This is a genomic window from Roseateles asaccharophilus (assembly GCF_031458115.1).
GTDB classification, from domain to species: Bacteria; Pseudomonadota; Gammaproteobacteria; order Burkholderiales; family Burkholderiaceae_C; genus Pelomonas; species Pelomonas asaccharophilus_A.
Window position 1 is genome coordinate 254,605 of record NZ_JAVDXV010000001.1, and the last position, 16,488, is coordinate 271,092.

Annotated in this window: 13 protein-coding genes; 3 read left to right on the forward strand and 10 right to left on the reverse strand. The window is 69.8% G+C overall.

The window, feature by feature from the left end; genetic code table 11:
- Nucleotides 1-13: 13 nt before the first annotated feature.
- Nucleotides 14-760, reverse strand: coding sequence for a MipA/OmpV family protein (locus J2X21_RS01190; protein ID WP_310323848.1), 747 nt, complete (start codon nucleotides 758-760; stop codon nucleotides 14-16).
- A gap of 148 nt (nucleotides 761-908) precedes the next feature.
- Here J2X21_RS01190 and J2X21_RS01195 point away from each other — a divergent pair, with 148 nt between their 5' ends.
- From J2X21_RS01195 to J2X21_RS01205, 3 genes are read left to right on the forward strand one after another with little or no spacing between them, the layout of a single operon-like run.
- Nucleotides 909-1,580 (forward strand): response regulator, encoded by a 672-nt coding sequence (locus tag J2X21_RS01195; protein ID WP_310323850.1) that lies wholly within the window; start codon nucleotides 909-911, stop codon nucleotides 1,578-1,580.
- A complete protein-coding gene (locus tag J2X21_RS01200; protein ID WP_310323853.1) occupies nucleotides 1,577-2,914 on the forward strand; it encodes an ATP-binding protein in 1,338 nt (445 codons plus the stop codon). Before J2X21_RS01195 ends, J2X21_RS01200 begins: the two co-directional genes overlap by 4 nt.
- A gap of 35 nt (nucleotides 2,915-2,949) precedes the next feature.
- Nucleotides 2,950-3,618, forward strand: a complete 669-nt coding sequence (locus tag J2X21_RS01205) for a DUF2306 domain-containing protein (RefSeq protein WP_310323855.1) — start codon at nucleotides 2,950-2,952, stop codon at nucleotides 3,616-3,618.
- On the opposite strand, the gene J2X21_RS01210 is transcribed toward J2X21_RS01205, so the two are convergent.
- From J2X21_RS01210 to J2X21_RS01250, 9 genes are read right to left on the reverse strand one after another with little or no spacing between them, the layout of a single operon-like run.
- Nucleotides 3,608-4,978 carry a hypothetical protein gene (locus J2X21_RS01210; protein WP_310323857.1) on the reverse strand — a complete coding sequence of 457 codons (1,371 nt, stop codon included), beginning with the start codon at nucleotides 4,976-4,978 and terminating at the stop codon, nucleotides 3,608-3,610. The genes J2X21_RS01205 and J2X21_RS01210 overlap by 11 nt on opposite strands.
- A gap of 7 nt (nucleotides 4,979-4,985) precedes the next feature.
- Nucleotides 4,986-6,578, reverse strand: a complete 1,593-nt coding sequence (locus J2X21_RS01215) for a DUF5060 domain-containing protein (protein ID WP_310323859.1) — start codon at nucleotides 6,576-6,578, stop codon at nucleotides 4,986-4,988.
- 25 nt (nucleotides 6,579-6,603) lie between these two features.
- Entirely contained in the window at nucleotides 6,604-6,813 is a 210-nt protein-coding gene (locus tag J2X21_RS01220; RefSeq protein ID WP_310323860.1) for a hypothetical protein, read from the reverse strand.
- A 26-nt stretch (nucleotides 6,814-6,839) separates the two neighbouring features.
- On the reverse strand, nucleotides 6,840-8,327 hold the full coding sequence (locus tag J2X21_RS01225; RefSeq protein WP_310323862.1) for a pectinesterase family protein: 1,488 nt from the start codon (nucleotides 8,325-8,327) through the stop codon (nucleotides 6,840-6,842).
- Nucleotides 8,324-9,178, reverse strand: a complete 855-nt coding sequence (locus J2X21_RS01230; RefSeq protein ID WP_310323864.1) for a hypothetical protein — start codon at nucleotides 9,176-9,178, stop codon at nucleotides 8,324-8,326. Before J2X21_RS01230 ends, J2X21_RS01225 begins: the two co-directional genes overlap by 4 nt.
- A 30-nt stretch (nucleotides 9,179-9,208) precedes the next feature.
- Nucleotides 9,209-9,994, reverse strand: coding sequence for an alpha/beta hydrolase family protein (locus J2X21_RS01235; RefSeq protein ID WP_310323866.1), 786 nt, complete (start codon nucleotides 9,992-9,994; stop codon nucleotides 9,209-9,211).
- Entirely contained in the window at nucleotides 9,991-11,034 is a 1,044-nt protein-coding gene (locus J2X21_RS01240; RefSeq protein WP_310323868.1) for a glycoside hydrolase family 43 protein, read from the reverse strand. The genes J2X21_RS01235 and J2X21_RS01240 overlap by 4 nt, the downstream gene beginning before the upstream one ends.
- Nucleotides 11,031-13,427: a glycoside hydrolase family 95 protein gene (locus J2X21_RS01245; protein WP_310323870.1), complete on the reverse strand. Its 2,397-nt coding sequence runs from the start codon at nucleotides 13,425-13,427 to the stop codon at nucleotides 11,031-11,033. Before J2X21_RS01245 ends, J2X21_RS01240 begins: the two co-directional genes overlap by 4 nt.
- Nucleotides 13,424-16,357, reverse strand: a complete 2,934-nt coding sequence (locus tag J2X21_RS01250; RefSeq protein WP_310323872.1) for a glycoside hydrolase family 2 protein — start codon at nucleotides 16,355-16,357, stop codon at nucleotides 13,424-13,426. The genes J2X21_RS01245 and J2X21_RS01250 overlap by 4 nt, the downstream gene beginning before the upstream one ends.
- Nucleotides 16,358-16,488: the final 131 nt, after the last annotated feature.

Below are 16,488 nucleotides of genomic sequence, written 5' to 3' on the forward strand. Positions count from 1 at the left end.
TCAATGTGGCCAGTCAGAACCGGTACAGCCATCCCGCAAACATGCTGGCCTGGTAGCGGCGCTCCACCAGCGGGCTGTCTTCCACGGCCTTGCCCAGCAGTCGGCCCGACACGTCGAGGAACAGCATCTCGTTGCTGCCCGTGGCGTAGGTGAGGCGCAGGCCACCCTCGGCCTGGGTGGTGGACTTGCCCAGGTAGACCGGCCGGCCGGTGATGGCCTCGGTGGGCTTCACGCCGAAGTAGTAGTCGACGTACTTGCGGTCCACGCTGCGCGCGCCCAGCCGCGGCGTGACGGCCAGGTCGCCGAAGTCGAAGCGCTTCTCGTACTCCACGGCGACCATGCGGCCCTTGCTGTTGCCCATGGCATCGCCGGTCACCTCCAGCGACAGCTCGCCCATGCCGGTGTCCCAGATGGCCGCACCGCCGACCCACAGGCTCTCCTTGCGGCGGTCCATGCCGCGCAGGTAGTCGGAGTCCTTGGCCTTGTAGCCGTCGAAGCCGAAGCGCCCGACCAGACGGTACTTCACCGGGCCGGTGCTGCCTAGCTTCAGGCCGACGCTGGGCAGCGCGACGGACACCCACTGGTTCTCGTAGATCAGCAGCGGTAGCACGCGGGCCTTGGTGTCCACGCCCCGGTAGGGTTCCAGCGTGGCGCCGCCGCCGATGCCGGCAATGGTCAGCGAGTCGGGCGGGCCGTTCTGGGCCAGGGCCGGCGAGGAGATGACCAGCGCGGCAGCGAGGCGAAGGACATGGGCTTGCATCGAAACTTCCTTGCATGAGGGGATGAAACGCCGCGCAGGCTAGGCAGGCTGAATTAGCCCTGCGTTAAAGCCTCGCTTCGTCAGGCGCGAGTCCCTTGTACGAAGGTCGTCTCATTTGGATTTAAGTCGGCGCGCTTAAATTCCGCGCATGCGCGCACTGCTGGTGGAAGACGACGAGATGATCGGCAACAGCCTGACCCAGGCCTTGGGCCGGGCCGGCTGGTCGGTGGACTGGGTGCGCGATGGCGAGCCCGCCCGCACGGCGCTGACCGACGGCGGCTATGCCTGCGTGCTGCTGGACCTGGGCCTGCCGAGGCTGGACGGCCTGTCCCTGCTGCGCCACCTGCGCGGCCGTGGCGAGCTGACGCCGGTGCTGGTGCTGACCGCCCGCGACGGGCTGGACGACCGCATCGCCGGGCTGGACCTGGGCGCCGACGACTACCTCGTGAAACCCTTCGAGCTGGGCGAGCTGCTGGCCCGCATGCGCGCGCTTCTGCGCCGCTCCAGCGGTGCGGCGCAGTCGTTGCTGGGCGCGGGCGCCGCGCTGCAACTGGACCTGAACACGCGCGAGGCCGTGCGCGGTGCCCAGCGCGAATCGCTGACGGCCCGCGAGTTCGCGCTGCTGCGTGCGCTGCTGGAGCGGCCCGGCGCCATCCTGTCGCGCGAGCAGCTGGAGCAGCGCATCTACGGCTGGGGCGAGGAGATAGGCAGCAACATGATCGACGTGCTCATCCACGGCATGCGCCGCAAGCTGGGTGCCGACGCGATACGCAATGTGCGCGGCCTGGGCTGGCGCATCGCGCTGGCGAGTACCGAATGACGGGCCGGCGCTTTCGGCCGGGCTGGCCCCGCTCGCTGCAGGGCCAGCTGGTGCTGTGGCTGCTGCCGCTGCAGCTGCTGATGACGGGCGGTCTGGCCTGGCTGTTTGCCGACAACTATGCGGTGACGGTATTCCATTTCATGGACGGGCAGATGCAGACGCTGGCCCGCTCCAACGCGGCGCGTACCTGCGCCAGCCTTGACCAGCCCGTGCCGCAGCAGGTGCCCGAGGAGGTGCACGAGGGTGGCGAGTTCGTCGTGCAGCTCTGGTGCGCGCAAGACCCGGCACGCCAGGTCAGCGGCCTGCCGTCGGCCGCGGTGCCGTTGCAGGATGAGCCAGGCTGGCACGAGGTCTGGATTGGCGACGCCCACTGGCGCGTGTTCACGGCCCCGGCGGGCACGGGCGAGGTGCGCGTGCAGGTGGCGCAGAGCCTCTTCTTCCGCAAGCTGGAGGTCGGCGGACGCACCTTTCTGGCCAGCCTGGTTGGGCTGCTGCTGCTGCCCGTGTCGGTGTTCGTGCTGGCGCGCGTGGTGGGCCGGGCGTCGCGACGGCTCGAGAACTCGGCCCAGCAGCTCGCGCAGCGCGACGAGCACAGCACCGCGCCCGCCGATCTGCAGGTGCCCTGCGAGATCGAGCCGCTGGTGCAGGCCTTCGAGAGCCTGCTGGCGCGTCTGCGCGGCGCGCTGGCGTCGCAGCGCCTGTTCGTGCAGGACGCCGCGCATGAGCTGCGCACACCGCTGACCGCGTTGAGCCTGCAGCTGGAGAACCTGCGGCCGCACATGGGCGGCGCCGCGGCCGAGTTCGAGCAGCTGCAGCAGGGCATGCGCCGCGCCCGCCACCTGGTGGACCAGATGCTGAGCCTGTCCCGCCAGGACCTCGCGCCCCACGCGACGGCAGCACCGCTGGACCTGCGCGAGCTGCTGCGCGCCAGCATCGGCCAGGCGATGGCCGAGGCCGATCGGCGCGGTGTCGAGGTGGGCTTCGTCGATGCAGTCGACGGGCCGGTGGCGCTGCAAGGCCAGGAAGGAGACCTGCGCAGCCTGTTCGACAACCTCATCACCAATGCGCTGCGGCACTCGCCACCCGGCGCCGAGGTGGAGCTGCGGCTGACGCCGCAGTGGGTGGACATCATCGACAACGGCCCGGGCCTGCCGGAGACCATGCGCGAGCGCGTGTTCGACCGCTTCTTCCGCATGCCCGACGCGCCTGCCGGCGGCAGCGGCCTGGGCCTGGCCATTGCGCGGCAGGCGGGGCTGCGGCATGGATTGCGCATTGAGCTGCGCGGCCGCGAGGATGGGCGATCAGGCTTGGTCGCGCGGGTTCATCTGCCCTAAGTCCCAACTCATTCATGCCGCCTAGATTGAGCGGCATGAACACGTCAACCCGCTCCCATGCCGCCCGCCTCGCCGCCTATGGGCTGCTGCTGGTGCTCGCCCTGCTGACCGGCGCGATGGCGCTGCGCTACGCCTGGCCCGGCCAGCCGTTCGCGCCGCCGCTGCCCAACCTGGAGTCGCAGCGGGAGATGCTGGTGCTGCACGCCGTGGCCAGCGGCATCGCGCTGATGCTGGGGCCCTGGCAGTTCGCCACGAAGCTGCGCCAGCGCCGGCCGCGCCTGCACCGGGCGCTGGGCTGGTTCTACGCAGCCAGCTTGCTGCTGGGCGGGCTGACGGCGCTGCCGCTGGCCATGCAGTCCGATGGCGGACCCATCGCGCAGGTGGGGTTTGCGTTGCTGGGCCTGCTGTGGCTGGTGACCACGTCTGTCGCGCTGGTACACATCCGCGCGCGCCGGATCGCCGAGCATCGGCGCTGGATGCTGCGCAGCTTCGTGCTGACGGCCGGCGGCATCACGCTGCGGCTGCAGATTGTTGCCGGCAATGTGCTGGGCGTGCCCATCGAGGACTACTACACGGCGCTGGCCTGGACCTCCTGGCTGCCGCAGGCGCTGCTGCTGGAGTGGTGGCTGCGGCGCCGGCCGGCGCCCGCGCGTGCGGCACAGGCGGACTGGCCGGACACGCAGCTGGAGCCGGTCAACGAATGAGGTGCGCCACCAGGCCGTTCAGATACCGCTCCAGCTGCGTGTAGCCGGTGGCGGGATCGACGCGCGCGGCATCCGCCGCGTCGCGCGGGTTCAGGCCTTGCGCCGCTTCCCACGCATCGGGCATGCCGTCGCCGTCGCTGTCCGGCGGCGCCGGCTTGCTGCTCAGCACCGGCCAGCCGCCCACCTCGGTCTGGCTGTTGATGAGCTTGCCGCGGCGCTGGCGCACGTCGTCGACGAGGCGCTGGTCCACCGCGTCGCGCACCAGTGAGGCGCCCACGCCGGCCAGCACGCGCTCCAGCGTCTTGTCGGGTGCGTCGACGGTGACCGGCGCGAAGGGCAGCGCGGCCGCCAGCTTGTAGCCCTCGGGCAGACCGCCCGGCAGGTGCTGTTTGTGCGCGCGCACCAGGCTCCACGGGTCGGCGGGCAGCTGGCCGTCCATGCTGTTGCCGGCGAAGAAGGCACGCGAGCCGGGGTTGCTTTCCTCGAATGCGAATGCCCCCTTGGAGCTGGGGCCGCGCAGGTAGACGTTGCCGACGAAGTTGTAGCTGGCGAGTTCGCCGTTGCGGTCCAGGTTGTAGCCCGATCGTTCGGTAGCCCAGTTGTAGAAGACGTTGGCGCGCAGGTCGTAGAAGCCGCCCAGCTTGTCCTTGTCGGGCGTCAGGTAGTTTCCGGGGCGGGGCATGCGGTCCTGGTGGTGGGTCCACAGGTTGTGATGCATGGACAGCCGCGTGCCGTGCGCGCCGCGCAGCAGGCTGCCAAAGCCATGGCAGGCGCCCTTCTTGGCGGCGTTGCAGTTCAGCGATTCGCCGATGAGGCTCCACTGCACGGTGACGTGCTGATAGGCCGGCCGGCCCAGGTCGGGCCGCGCGACGGAGACCGACAGCGATTCGTCGCTGGACCAGCTGGTGGACACATGGTCCAGGATGATGCGCTGGCCCGAGCCCACGCTCATCGCATCGTCATCGGCGTTGGCCGCGTCGCCCAGCCGCGAGCGGATGAAGCGCACGACGACGTCGTCGGCCTCCACCACCAGCGGCTGGTCGCGCAGCGTGATGCCGTCGCCCGGCGCGGTCTGGCCGGCGATGGTGATGCGGCCGTGGGTGATGCGCAGCGGGGTCTTCAGCGCGATGGTGCCGCTCACGGCGAACACGACCGTGCGCGGCCCCGTGGCCTCGACGGCGGCGCGCAGCGAGCCGGGGCCGGCGTCGGCCAAAGTCGTCACATAGATCGCGCGGCCACCGCGGCCGCCCAGCGAGATGGCGCCTTCTCCTTCGGCGCCTGGAAAGGCGCGCGGCAAAGGCGCTGGCGGTGCGGCGCAGGCGGTGAGCAGGACGGCGGCAAGGGGCAGGGCGATGCGCATGGTGTTCTCAGTCATCGAGGCCGGGCCGCGCGGCGGCGCCGGCGGGCGCGTCCAGCGCGGTCAGGCGCAGCGCGATGCCAGGCTTGCCCGGCAGCTTGATGGGCGTGGCGGCCACGAAGTCGTAGCGGCCCTGCGGCTTGAACTGCAGCGGCTCCTTGACCGGCGTGATCGTCATCGCCCAGGTGTCGATGATCTCGGCCTTGAAGCGCTGGCCGTCGCGCAGGCCGGTCAGGTAAAGCTTCGGCCACCACTCCGCCGGCGCGCGGTCGCCGAAGTAGACGAGGTAGTGGCGGCCGGGCTGGCCGGCGATGAACAGGTCGTCGAAGGCGTCGATGGGGTCCAGGCCTTCGGCCGGTGCGGCGTCGAGGATCTCCTTCAGGAAGGCCAGCCGCGCCGGGCTTTCGCCGCGCAAGCGACCGCCCTGGCCCAGCCAGACGGTGCCGTGGTTGTCGGCGTCGGCGATGAACTCGCTGTGGCCGCCGTAGCTGCCGGCGATGGTCACGCTCCAGAACGCGTGCGTCATCTGCCGGCCGGTCAGCTGCGCCCAGCGGCGGTCGTGCGCGCCCTCGTACTTCAGCTCGTCGAAGACCACGGGCTTGCGCCAGGCCTCGCGGAACAGCACGGCGCGGTTGGCATCCGTCGCGGCCATGCCGTGCTGCATGCTGACGTGGGTGATCCAGTCCTCGGCCTGGTTGTAGATGCGCTTGCCGTTGTGGATGGAGCGCAGGTGGCCGTAGGGGTCCAGCCGCTGGATCAGTCGACCCAGGTGCGCCCAGTCCTCGTCGGTCTTGGTGCGGATGAAGTCGAACTCGTTGGCCAGCGACCACCATACGTTGCGGAAGGCCGCGAAGCGCGCGACGACATAGCGCGCGTAGCGGTCATCCACCTCGCGGGGCTGCGTGTCGAAACCCCATTCGCGCTTGTCGTCGTAGGGGTGGTGCAGGATCAGGTCGGCCTCGATGCCCATGTTGCGCAGCTGGGCCACGCGCTGCTCCTGGTGGCGGAAGAAGACGGGGTTGAAGCGGTTGAAGTCCCAGTTCTTCGGGGGTGTTCCTGCGTAGGGCCAATGCTCCGGCGGATGCTTGTCCACGCCGTGCGACTGCGGCAGAAGCAGCATGCGCACCTTGTTGAAGGGCGAGGTGGCCAGTGTCTTCAGCGTCAGTTCTTCGAGTGCGGCGCCGCGGTGGCTCCAGCTGTACATCGTCGTGCCGACGGGCCTGTAGGGCGTCCCGTCCGCATAGCCGAAGTGATAGACATGCCGCACGCCCACCGGGCCGTGGTTGCCAGGCTGGGGCGGCGTGGCGGTGAACTCGCCCTGCTTGTTCGTCAGCGGCCAGCGGTTGCTGTGCGTCACCCAGGTCCAGCGGCCGGCGCGCGGCGGCATGAAGCGCACGCGGTAGACACCGTCGCCGTCGTAGAAGCCGTCCACCGTGACGGTCTGCGTGCCGTCGCTGAAGCGGGCACTGAGCTGCACGTCCACGAAGGGGTTCCCATCGGCCGGGCCTTTCAGCTCGACCTCGTAGACATCCCATTGCTCGACGGCCAGTGCCGCCGCGCTGCACAGCGCCAGCAGCAGGCCGGCCAGCATTCTTTTCAGCATGGGGCGCGCCCTTTCAGTGCGAGGTTCAGTGGATGGCCCAGCGGGCAACCATCACCACGATGCCGGTCCACACCAGCCACAGGTAGGCCTTGGCCTTGCGGTTGCCCTGCCTGGCGTGGCGCTGGATCTGCGAGTAACTGAGTTCGAAGTCGGGAATGGTGGCGCGCATCCAGAAGAGGCAGCCGATGGAACCGCCCATCAGGAGGAGGAACAGCGCGAAGAGGAGGTCGTTCATGGAAATCTGCATCGGCGCGATTGTGGCTAGCGGGAGGGTTCCTCGACGACCACCGGCTTCCAGCCGCCCAGCACGAACTCCGGCCGCCGGTAGTCGGCGATCAGCGCGGCGTCCTTGTCCATCGTCAGCTGGCGCGATACCTTGTGGCGGCGGCTGACGTCCACCGGCTTGCCTTGCAGGTCGCGCGAGTTGAATTCGAAGAAGCGCACCTGCGAGCTGTCAAAGCCGGGCGCTTCTTCCACCGGCCCCCAGCCCTCGGGCGAGATGCCTTGCAGCCGCGAGTCGATCAGCACCATCTCCGCATGCGGGAAGTTGGTGGCCGTGCGCGTGGCCGAGTTGTTGCGCGGCAGGCGGGCGAACACGGCCGCCGGGCGGGCCGGGTCGGGGCGCGAGGCGGCGGCCCAGGGGATGGCGACGGTCTCGGCCGGCGTGGCCCAGGGCAGCGGCGCGGTGCTGGCGATGAAGCTGCAGTCCACGAACACGTTGCCGTGCTGGCCAGCGGGCGTGCGCGTCCAGCTGAACGGGCCGATGGAGACCAGCTCCGTGCGCAGGAAGAAGGCCGCCGCGTAGCCCAGGATGGTGTCGCCGTGGCCGGTGAGCTTGCTGTCCTGCACGTACAGCGTGCCGTAGGTGGTCAGTGCGTCGCCGCTGCCGTTGAGCGTCATGTCGCTGAGCACGATGCGCTCGCCGCGCGTCATCAGCGCCTCGGCCTGGCCGATGGCGGTGTTGTTGATCGTGAAGCTGGACAGCTGGATGTCTTTCCCATCGACGATGGAAAACGCCCAGCGCGCGCGGCCGCCCGGGTTGAACGCGCTGTTGTTGGCGTAGTGCACGATGGTCTTGTCGCGGCTCTCGCCGCGCAGCGTCAGCTTGCTCTTGCCGTTGAGCGACACGATCTCTTCATAGTCGCCATTGCGGATGAAGACGGTGATGCGCTGGGTGGGCTGGTCGGGCACGAAGTCGATGGCGCCTTGCACGGTGGCGAAGTCGCCGCTGCCGTCGGCCGCGACGACCAGCCGCGTGCGCTCGGCCGGCGGCGGTGCGGCGCGGGTGGCGAAGGTCCAGCTGATGGGCGTGGCCTGCAGCACGCCGGCATCCACCGTCACGCGGTAGCGCTTGCCATAGGCCAGCAGGCCATGGTGCGGGTAGATGCGCGCCACGTTGCCGCGAGCGATGACGGGCCGGAAATGCCAGTCACGGCCGGCGATGCGGGTGCTCTGGTAGGGCTTCTGCTGTGCCGCGTCGGCCGCCACCTCGGCGGGCGTCATGCGGCGGTTGGGCGAGGCTGGGATGGCCAGGTCCAGCGTGTCGACGAGCTGGCCGCTGTCGGCGTCGTGGATGCGGATCAGGCCAGACGTGCCGACGGTGGGTGGGCTGTCGAAGCGGACGGTGATGGGCGTGTCGGGAGACACGCCCGAGCCCTGCGGCGCCGGAATCGACGCGGCCGCGGCGGCCTGCGCGACAGCGGCGGCGGGCAGCCACAGGAGGGCCAGGGCGTGCAGCCAGTTCTTCACGCGATGTCTTTCATGCCTTGTCGGGCCAGTTCGCGCCACACGGCCATGGTCCGGGCGGTCCGGCTGGGTGGCTTGGGGATGCGCTGCGGGATGAGCTGGTCCATCGCGTGGATGGTGCGGGCGAGGAAGGGCAGCGCGAAGACCAGCGGCTGCGCCATCAGCCGCAGCGCCTCGGGCGAGCCGGCCTGGAACTGCAGCAGCTGATGGACGGAGAACGGCAAGGTGTGTACATGCTGGGAGAGCTGCATGGTGATGGCCTTGTGCCAGTGGGCGTCCACGCCGCTCATCTCGCAGCGCTGGCGCCGGCCCAGGTGAAAGTCCGGCGGGTCGTTGCGGCTCAAGCGCAGCCGCAGCTCGGCCTGCGGAACGGCGGGCAGTGAAGCGAGGTACTCGTGCGATCCCAGCGTCAGCTGCAGCCGTGCGGCGTCCGCCCGGATGCTGGCGACGCCTGGATCGTTGGAGCCGATGGCGGCAAGGATCTGCAAGCGCCGGGTCGCGTCATGCAGCTCCCAGAGCCGGATGCGGAAGCTGCGCTCAGATTCGGTCACCGCGTGGCCGGCGATGTACTCGAAGGCGTCGTGGGCCTCGATGAGGCAACGCGCCACGGCCGACATGGACGGCAGGTCCCACAGCTCCCGCGGCGCCTGCTGGCCCGGGTCGGGCGCCAGCCGGCGCAGCGCCACGCCGTGGGACAGCAGCTTGACGAAGATCTGCTCGCCATAGCTGACGTGCGGTGCCGTGAGCGTCAGGCCGGACACCGCCGCCGACGCGGCCTTGCCGTGCTCCAGCACGGCGTCGAACTGGCGCACCTTCGCGCGGTAGTCATTCCATGTGTAGTTCACGTCTGCCATGCCCGACTCGCTGATAGCCAAGCGCGCAGGTTAGGTGACTTTCAGGCGCGCGAGCTGGTCGGTCATCCATCGCGCCGCCAGCACCGGCCATTGGTCCTGCGTGCCTTCCAGCCCGCGCAGCGCAAAGCCGTGCTCGGCCTGCGGGAACACATGGGCCTCCACGTTGAGCTGGTGCTGCTGCGCCGCGACGATGAGGTTCAGCGCGTGCTGCACCGGCACGATGGCGTCGTGCAGCGCGTAGGCCAGGAACACCGGGCACTTCGGCAGGCCGTGCGGTTGTGACGCGATGCCTATGGGCCAGGCGTCGTAGAAGGCTTGCTTCTCGGGCGGCGGGAAGTCGGGCTTGCCGGCCGGGAACTTGTGGTCGCGGTGGTTGGCGTTGAGCGGCGCGTAGGCGATGACGGCGCCGGCGCAGTCGCGCTGGCAGGCCATCACGCCGGCCAGATGGCCGCCGGATGACAGGCCCACGTGCAGCAGCGGCAGCGGGGGCAGCGTGTCCAGCAGGGCCAGTGCGCGCAGACCGTCATGCAGCGCGATGTCGGACGGGTGGCCGTCCTGGCCGGGCAGGCGGTGCACGAGCACGTAGGCGTCCAGCCCCAGCGTGTTCAGCCACTGCGCGACCTCCACGCCTTCCTTGTCATGCATCAGCTGCAGATAGCCGCCGCCTGCGTACACGATGGCACGGCCCCGCGCGGGCGTGGGCGACGGGAAGGCGTGCAGCTCGGCCCGCGTGGGGCGGCGGCAGACGCGGTCGGGCGACTCGCCGTCGAAGACGTTGGCCGGGCCGTCGGACAGCGGGATGACGACGCGGTTCATGGCTTGCCCGCCTCCTTCAGCGGCAGCCCGAAGTCGGGCATGCCGTCGGCCGTGAAGGCCAGCGGCTGCACGCGGGTGGCGCGGCCGGTGTCCTTCAGCGGGTCGCCCTTCACGTCGCGGTAGTTTCGGGCGTGGAAGACGTTCAGCACCGTGCCATCGGGCTCGACGAGGAAGCTGTTGTGGCCGGGGCCGAACTGGCTGTTCTCGTCGCTGGTGCTGAACACCGGGCCGGGCGACTTGCGCCAGCTCTTCGCGTCCAGCAGGTCGGCGTTCGCATCGGCCCACAGCAGGCCCAGGCAGTACTCGGCGCCGGTGCCGGCGGCCGAGTAGGTCATGAAGACGCGGCCGCCATGCACCAGCACGGCCGGCGCCTCGTTGACCTTGTGGCGCACCTTCTCCCACGCGTACTCGGGCTGCGTGAGCTTCACCTGTGGGCCCTCCAGCTCGGTGGGGCTCTTCATGCGCGAGAGGTAGATGTTGGTGCTGTGGTCCTTGGCTGAAGGGTCGTTCTGCGCCCAGGCCATGTAGCGCTTGCCACGGTGCTCGAAGACGGTAGCGTCCAGCGTGAAGCTCTCCCAGGCGGTCTTGAGCTGGCCGCGCTCGGTCCACTCGCCCTGCATGGGGTCAGGTGATGCGTTCTCCAGCGTCCAAAGGCGGATCTTCCACGGCTCCTTGGCCTCGCCGGCGCTGAAGTGGATGTACCAGCGGCCGTCGAGGAAGGCCAGCTCCGGCGCCCAGATGTGGCGGCTCATGGGGCCGCTGTCCTTCTTGCGCCAGACCACCTTGGGCTCGGCGGTCGCCAAGCCGGGGATGCTGCGCGCGCGGCGCAGTTCCAGCAGGTCGTAGGCGGGCACGGTGGCCATCAGGTAATACCAGTCGCCGTGACGCAGGATCTGCGGGTCGGCGCGCTGCGGGATCAGCGGGTTGGGCCAGGGCAGCGGCGCCGAGGCCGCCGGTGCGGCGGGCTGGGCCAGCGCCGGCAGCAGGGTGGCCAGCAGCGGTGCGGCGAGTGCCGCGCGGCGTGAGATCAGAGAGGTCAAGCGAAGTTCTCCATGCGTTGCAGTCGGCCGTTGCGGCGCTCGAAGCGCAGCGTCTGCCCGGCGGCCAGCTTCAGCGGCAGTTTGCCGCCGCGCCAGCGCAGCTCGGTGCTGGTGGCGCCGACGAGGTTGCGCAGCGCCAGCGTCTGCACCTCGCCGCCTTGCCAGCTGAAGGACAGCTCCAGGCCGCCGCGAGCGCGCAGGCCCGCCACGCTGCCTGCGGTCCACGCGGGCGGCAGGGCTGGCAGCAGCTCGATGCGGCCCCGGTGGGATTGCAGCAGCATCTCGGCGATGCCGGCCGCGCCGCCGAAGTTGCCGTCGATCTGGAACGGCGGGTGCGCGTCGAACAGATTGGGGTAGCTGCGGTTGGGGTGCAGCAGGCGGTTCAGCGTGGAGTAGGCCTGCTGGCCGTCCTTCAGCCGCGCCCACAGGTTGATGCGCCAGCCTATGCCCCAGCCGGTGGTGTCGTCGCCGCGGCGCTCCATGACCTTGCGCGCCGCGGCGGCCAGCGCCGGCGTGTCATCGGGGTTGATTTGGTCCGACGGGTACAGCGCGTACAGATGCGACACATGGCGGTGCTGCGGCTCGGGTGCCTCCAGGTCCCAGTCGTCCATCCATTCCTGCAGCTGGCCGCCCTTGCCGATGCGGTCGGGCGGCAGGCGGTCGCGCATGGCCAGGCAGTCGCGTGCGAACGGGCGGTCGGTGCGCAGCTCGCGCGCGGCCTCGGCGCAGTAGGCGAACAGGTCGCGCAGCAGCTGGCTGTCCATCGCCGGGCCGGCGCAGACGGACGAGCCGTGTGGGTGGTTGTTCTCCGGCGAGATGCTCGGGTTGGTGACCATCAGGCCGGTCTTGGGATCTTTCACCAGCGTGGCGAGCTGGAACTCGGCGGCGCCCTTCAGCAGCGGGTACAGGCGCTTCAGCAGCGCGGTATCGCGGCGGAACAGCCAGCTCTCCCACAGCGTGTTCACCAGCCAGACGCCGCCCATGGCCCACAGGCCCCACTTGGCGCCGTCGGTGGGGGCGGCCACGCGCCAGCCGTCGGTGTTGTGGTGGGCCACCCAGCCGGGCGCGCTGTACATCGCGCGGGCCACCTTGGCGCCGCTGACGGCCAGGTCTTCCACCATCGCGAACAGCGGCTCCACGGTCTCGCCGATGTTGCACAGTTCGGCGGGCCAGTAGTTCATCTCCGTGTTGATGTTGATGGTCCATTTGGACCCCCACGACGGGTTGGTCTTCTCGTTCCAGATGCCTTGCAGATTGGCCGGGAAGCGCGAGCCCGCGCGCGAGCTGGACAGCAGCAGGTAGCGGCCGTATTGCAGGTACAGCGCCGCGAGGCCGGGGTCCTGGCCCTCGGCGAAGAGGGCGATGCGCTCGTCGGTGGGCAGCTTGCCGTTGGCGCCTTGGCCCAGGTCGATGGCGACGCGCTGGAACAGCTGCTGGTAGTCGTCGCGGTGGGCCTGCCGGATCACCTCGGGGCCGCGGGCGATGGCCGCGGCCAGCGTGGCCTGGTTCAGCGCGGCGGGGTCTCCGGAGATGTCGTCGAAGCGCTTGTAGCCCGTGCTGCCGGCGATGAGGATGAACACCTCGTCGGCGCCCTGCACGAACAGGCCGCCGTTGCGCGCCGTCACTTTGCCGCCGCGCGCGATGACCTGCAGCCGGCACTCGAACGGCAGCCGGCCTTCGATGCCGCCCACGGTGGGGCTTGTGCCGGCCACCCACAGCGTGTGGTTGCCCTCACCGCCGCTGCTCTTCTGGTGCGGCGCGGTCAGTGTGAGGTCGGTGGCGATCCACTTGGGCTTGTCGGCGGACAGCCGCACGACGATGAGCTGGTCGGGTGCGGACGCGTAGACCTCGCGCGTCAGCGTCGCGCTGCCGGCGCGAAAGCGCGTGGTGGCGACGGCCTCGTCGATGTCCAGGCTGCGCTCGTAGCCGCGCACGCCGTCCAGGCCGGGGAAGACCATCAACAGGTCGGCCAGCGGCTGGTAGCTCATCTGCCGGTTGGGCACGCCCAGCAGCGTCTCGTTGGCCAGCTTCTCGGCCTCGGCATAGCGGCCGGCAAACACCAGTTCGCGCACCTTGGGCAGGCCTTCGCGGGCCCTGGGGTTGGTCGTGTCGTAGGGGCCGCCGGAGAAGAAGCTGCTCTCGTTGAGCTGCAGCCGCTCGGTGTGCGTGCCGCCGAACACCATCGCGCCCAGGCGGCCGTTGCCCACCGGCAGCGCTTCCACCCACTGGTCGGCGGGGCGGCGGTACCAGAGGCGGTGGGGGGCGGGCTTGTCGTCCTGTGCCTGGACAGGTGCGGCCAGCAGCGGCGTGAGCGGCGCGCCATAGCGAAGCATTGCTGCCTGCGCGGTCTGTTGTTGCAGCCAGTCGCGGCGGGTGGGCTGTTGTCTTTTCATGGTTTTCTGTAGAACTCAGCTTCGACGATGGAGAGCACACCGCGCCCGAGACTGGCAGCGCCGGTGTCGACGATCTTCTGGTTGGCCACTTCGGTGTTGGCCGTGGCGGCGCCGCCCTGGGCGTCGCCGGTCAACTCGATCGTGACGTTCTGGCCGCGCTGAGGCAGCAGCGGCAGCGTCACATAACCCAGGCTGCGTGGCGTCAGGCCGCGCCAGACCTCGGTGCCGTCGATGGCGATGCGCAAGGGGTACTGGCGCTCACGCCAGCCGCCCAGCTTCAGCGTGATCTCGCTGAGCGTGGCCGGTTCGGCAAGGCGCAAGCGTAGCTGGCCCTGGCCGGCCTCGCTGACCCACGACGTGCTCTCGTCGTCGTCAAAGGCCTTGGCTGCATCGCCGCTGGCCGCCTCGGCCGACGCGACCGGCACGGCGATGCGGCTGACGGCGAACGACGGCGTGGCCGGCGTGGGGCCGCGCGTGGACGTGGGTGCGACGCCGGCATCCGCCGCGCGTGGGCTCAGGCCACCGCTGACGGCGACGGCGGTCGAGCGCAGCTCCAGCACCGCCGGAGCCAGACCTTGCGCCTCGGCGCGCAGCCGGATGACGCCGGCCTCGGTGGTGCTGCGCACCAGCACTCGGTTGACGCCGCCTTCCACCGGCAGCTCGCGCGACAGCACGAAGTTGCCAGGCCCTTGCGCAATGCCGCCGCGCCATTCGGCCGGGCCGTCGAGCGAGAACTTCACCGTGTCCAGCGCGATGGGATTGCGGCGGCCCTGGGCATCGACGACCTCCACCTGTACCAGCGCCAGGTCGGCACCGTCGGCCTGCATGCCTTGCGGGTGGGTCTGGGCGCTGAGCTTCAGCGCGGCGGGGGCGCCGGCCGTGGTGCGTACGTCCTCGGCGAGCTTGCGGCCGTCCTTGTCCATCGCGATGACGCGAAGCTCGCCGGGCTCGAAAGCCACGTTGTCGAAGCGGAACACGAAAGGCTCGCTCGCCTCGGTCGTGCCCAGCGGCTTGCCGTTCAGCGTCAGCTGCACGCGCTGTGCGCTGGAGATCACCGTGACGGCCTTGACCGTGCCGGCCGCGTAGTTCCAATGCCCCAGGATGTGGGCGCGGGGCCGTTCCACGTCCACCCAGCCGTCCCACATCACCTGGTGCGCGAAGAAGCCGTCCTTCGGAATGCGCATCGCGTCCACCTCGCCGCTGCGGCGGTAGTTCTCGGCGCCGCGGTGGTGGGTGTTGCTGTCGCTGAAGATGATGTTCACGCCGCCCGACGACACGCGCGTGCCGGTGCCGGGCCGCTCGCGCCAGTAGTCCACCCAGCGGCGCACGTTCTCCAACGCGTGCGAGTCCTGGTTGTGGTTGTAGCTGGGGGCCGGCTGGCCCTTGTGCGGCGGGCCGTCGCCGTTCTTGTGGAAGGGCGGCGAGAGTTCGTCCCAGAACTTACGGGCGCCCTCGTCGCGCGAGTACTCCATCGCCCACATCGGGCGGCGCGCGCTCTTGTTGATGTAGAGCATCTCGCCGCCGTACTCGGCCACGTCCTGCAGCGCCTTGGCGAACATTTCGCGGCTGCCCGCGGCGCGGCCGCCGTGCGGGTCGAAGCGGTCGCGGATGGAGCGCACTTCGGCCATGTGCTCGGCGCTGACACCGCGGTTGCCTGCCTCGTACATGACGATGCTGGGGCTGTTGCGGAAGTAGATGACGGCGTCGCGCATGGCCTCCATGCGCTGCTCCCAGCGGCGGCCGGTCACGTCGGCCTCGGAGTCGCCGGCGGGCAGGGCCTGCAGGAAACCGATGCGGTCCAGCGAGTCCACGTCCTGCTTCCACGGGGCGGTGTGCATCCAGCGCACGAGGTTGGCGTTGCTGGCCAGCATCTGGCCGTTGCTGTAGTCGCTGAGCCAGGCCGGTACCGACAGACCGATGGCCGGCCACTCGTTGCTCGTGCGCTGCGCATAGCCCTTCAGCTGGATGACGCGGCCGTTCAGCTTGACCATACCGTTCGCGAACTCGGTCTGACGGAAGCCGGTGCGGGTGGTGACGGTGTCGGTGGGCTTGCCGTCCACGGTCAGCGTGGTCTGCACGTCGTACAGCGCGCCATGACCCCAGCTCCAGAACTGCAGGCCGGTCACCGGGGCTTGTGCTTTGACTGTGGTGGTGGCGCCGGGCAGCACCGTTTGCGTGGGCGCCTGGAAGGTGGCGGCCAGCTTGCCGGTGGCGGCGTCGCGCAGCGTCACGGTGTAGCCGAAGCGGCGGGTGCGGTGGTGTTCGTTGCGGACCTGGGACTCGGCGGTGACGGTGGCCTTGCCGGCTTTGATATCGAAGTCGGCCGCGTGGATGTAGACGCCGGTGGTGCGCAGGTTGGAGAACAGCGGCAGCGTCTGGTAGAGCTTGTCGGTGATGTGCAGCCGCAGGTTCTTGGGCAGACCGCCGTAGTTGGCGTTGAAGTTGCGGTCGGCCCACTGGTAGCGCTGGTTGGTGGCGCGCTCGCGGTAGTCCCAGCGGTTGTCGGTGCGCACGGCGATGACGTTGTCGCCGGGCTTGATCTCGGCGCTGATGTCGAAGCCGAAGGCGGTGACGCCGTTCTCGTGCAGGCCGACGCGTTGGCCGTTGATCCAGACCTCGGCGGCTTGCCTGGCACCTTCGAACTCGATGAAGACTTTGCGGTGGGCGACGTTGGCGGGGAGGGTGAAGCGCTTGCGGTACCAGGCGATGCCTGTGGAGTGGTCGACGATGTCTCTTGCGAAAGCGTCGTCTTCGTTCCAGGCGCGGGGGAGGGTGACGGGCTTCCAGGTGGCGTCGTCGAAGGCGGGGCTTTCGGCGCCTGCTGGGTCGCCGACATGGAGGCGCCAGCCGGGGTTGAAGTTGTAGGTGTCGCGGGCGGCTTGCGCCTGCGTTGTTGCCAGCAGGGTGGCGATGAGCAGGAGGTGCTTCATGGGTTGGTTTGCTTGTGGAGCGTGCTGCTCATCGAGAGATTGCCGGGATGCGCGCCCGGCAGCGCGGTAACTTTCTTCTGCGGCGCCAGAAGAAAGTCACCAAAGAAGAGGCGCTGAACCGCACACGAGTA

Coding starts and splice junctions, on each gene's coding strand:
- J2X21_RS01210 (WP_310323857.1), bottom strand. CDS start 4,978: ATGCGCATCGCCCTGCCCCTTGCCGCCGTCCTGCTCACCGCCTGCGCC.
- J2X21_RS01250 (WP_310323872.1), bottom strand. CDS start 16,357: ATGAAGCACCTCCTGCTCATCGCCACCCTGCTGGCAACAACGCAGGCG.
- J2X21_RS01200 (WP_310323853.1), top strand. CDS start 1,577: ATGACGGGCCGGCGCTTTCGGCCGGGCTGGCCCCGCTCGCTGCAGGGC.
- J2X21_RS01230 (WP_310323864.1), bottom strand. CDS start 9,178: ATGGCAGACGTGAACTACACATGGAATGACTACCGCGCGAAGGTGCGC.
- J2X21_RS01245 (WP_310323870.1), bottom strand. CDS start 13,427: ATGAAAAGACAACAGCCCACCCGCCGCGACTGGCTGCAACAACAGACC.
- J2X21_RS01220 (WP_310323860.1), bottom strand. CDS start 6,813: ATGAACGACCTCCTCTTCGCGCTGTTCCTCCTCCTGATGGGCGGTTCC.
- J2X21_RS01205 (WP_310323855.1), top strand. CDS start 2,950: ATGAACACGTCAACCCGCTCCCATGCCGCCCGCCTCGCCGCCTATGGG.
- J2X21_RS01190 (WP_310323848.1), bottom strand. CDS start 760: ATGCAAGCCCATGTCCTTCGCCTCGCTGCCGCGCTGGTCATCTCCTCG.
- J2X21_RS01215 (WP_310323859.1), bottom strand. CDS start 6,578: ATGCTGAAAAGAATGCTGGCCGGCCTGCTGCTGGCGCTGTGCAGCGCG.
- J2X21_RS01195 (WP_310323850.1), top strand. CDS start 909: ATGCGCGCACTGCTGGTGGAAGACGACGAGATGATCGGCAACAGCCTG.
- J2X21_RS01235 (WP_310323866.1), bottom strand. CDS start 9,994: ATGAACCGCGTCGTCATCCCGCTGTCCGACGGCCCGGCCAACGTCTTC.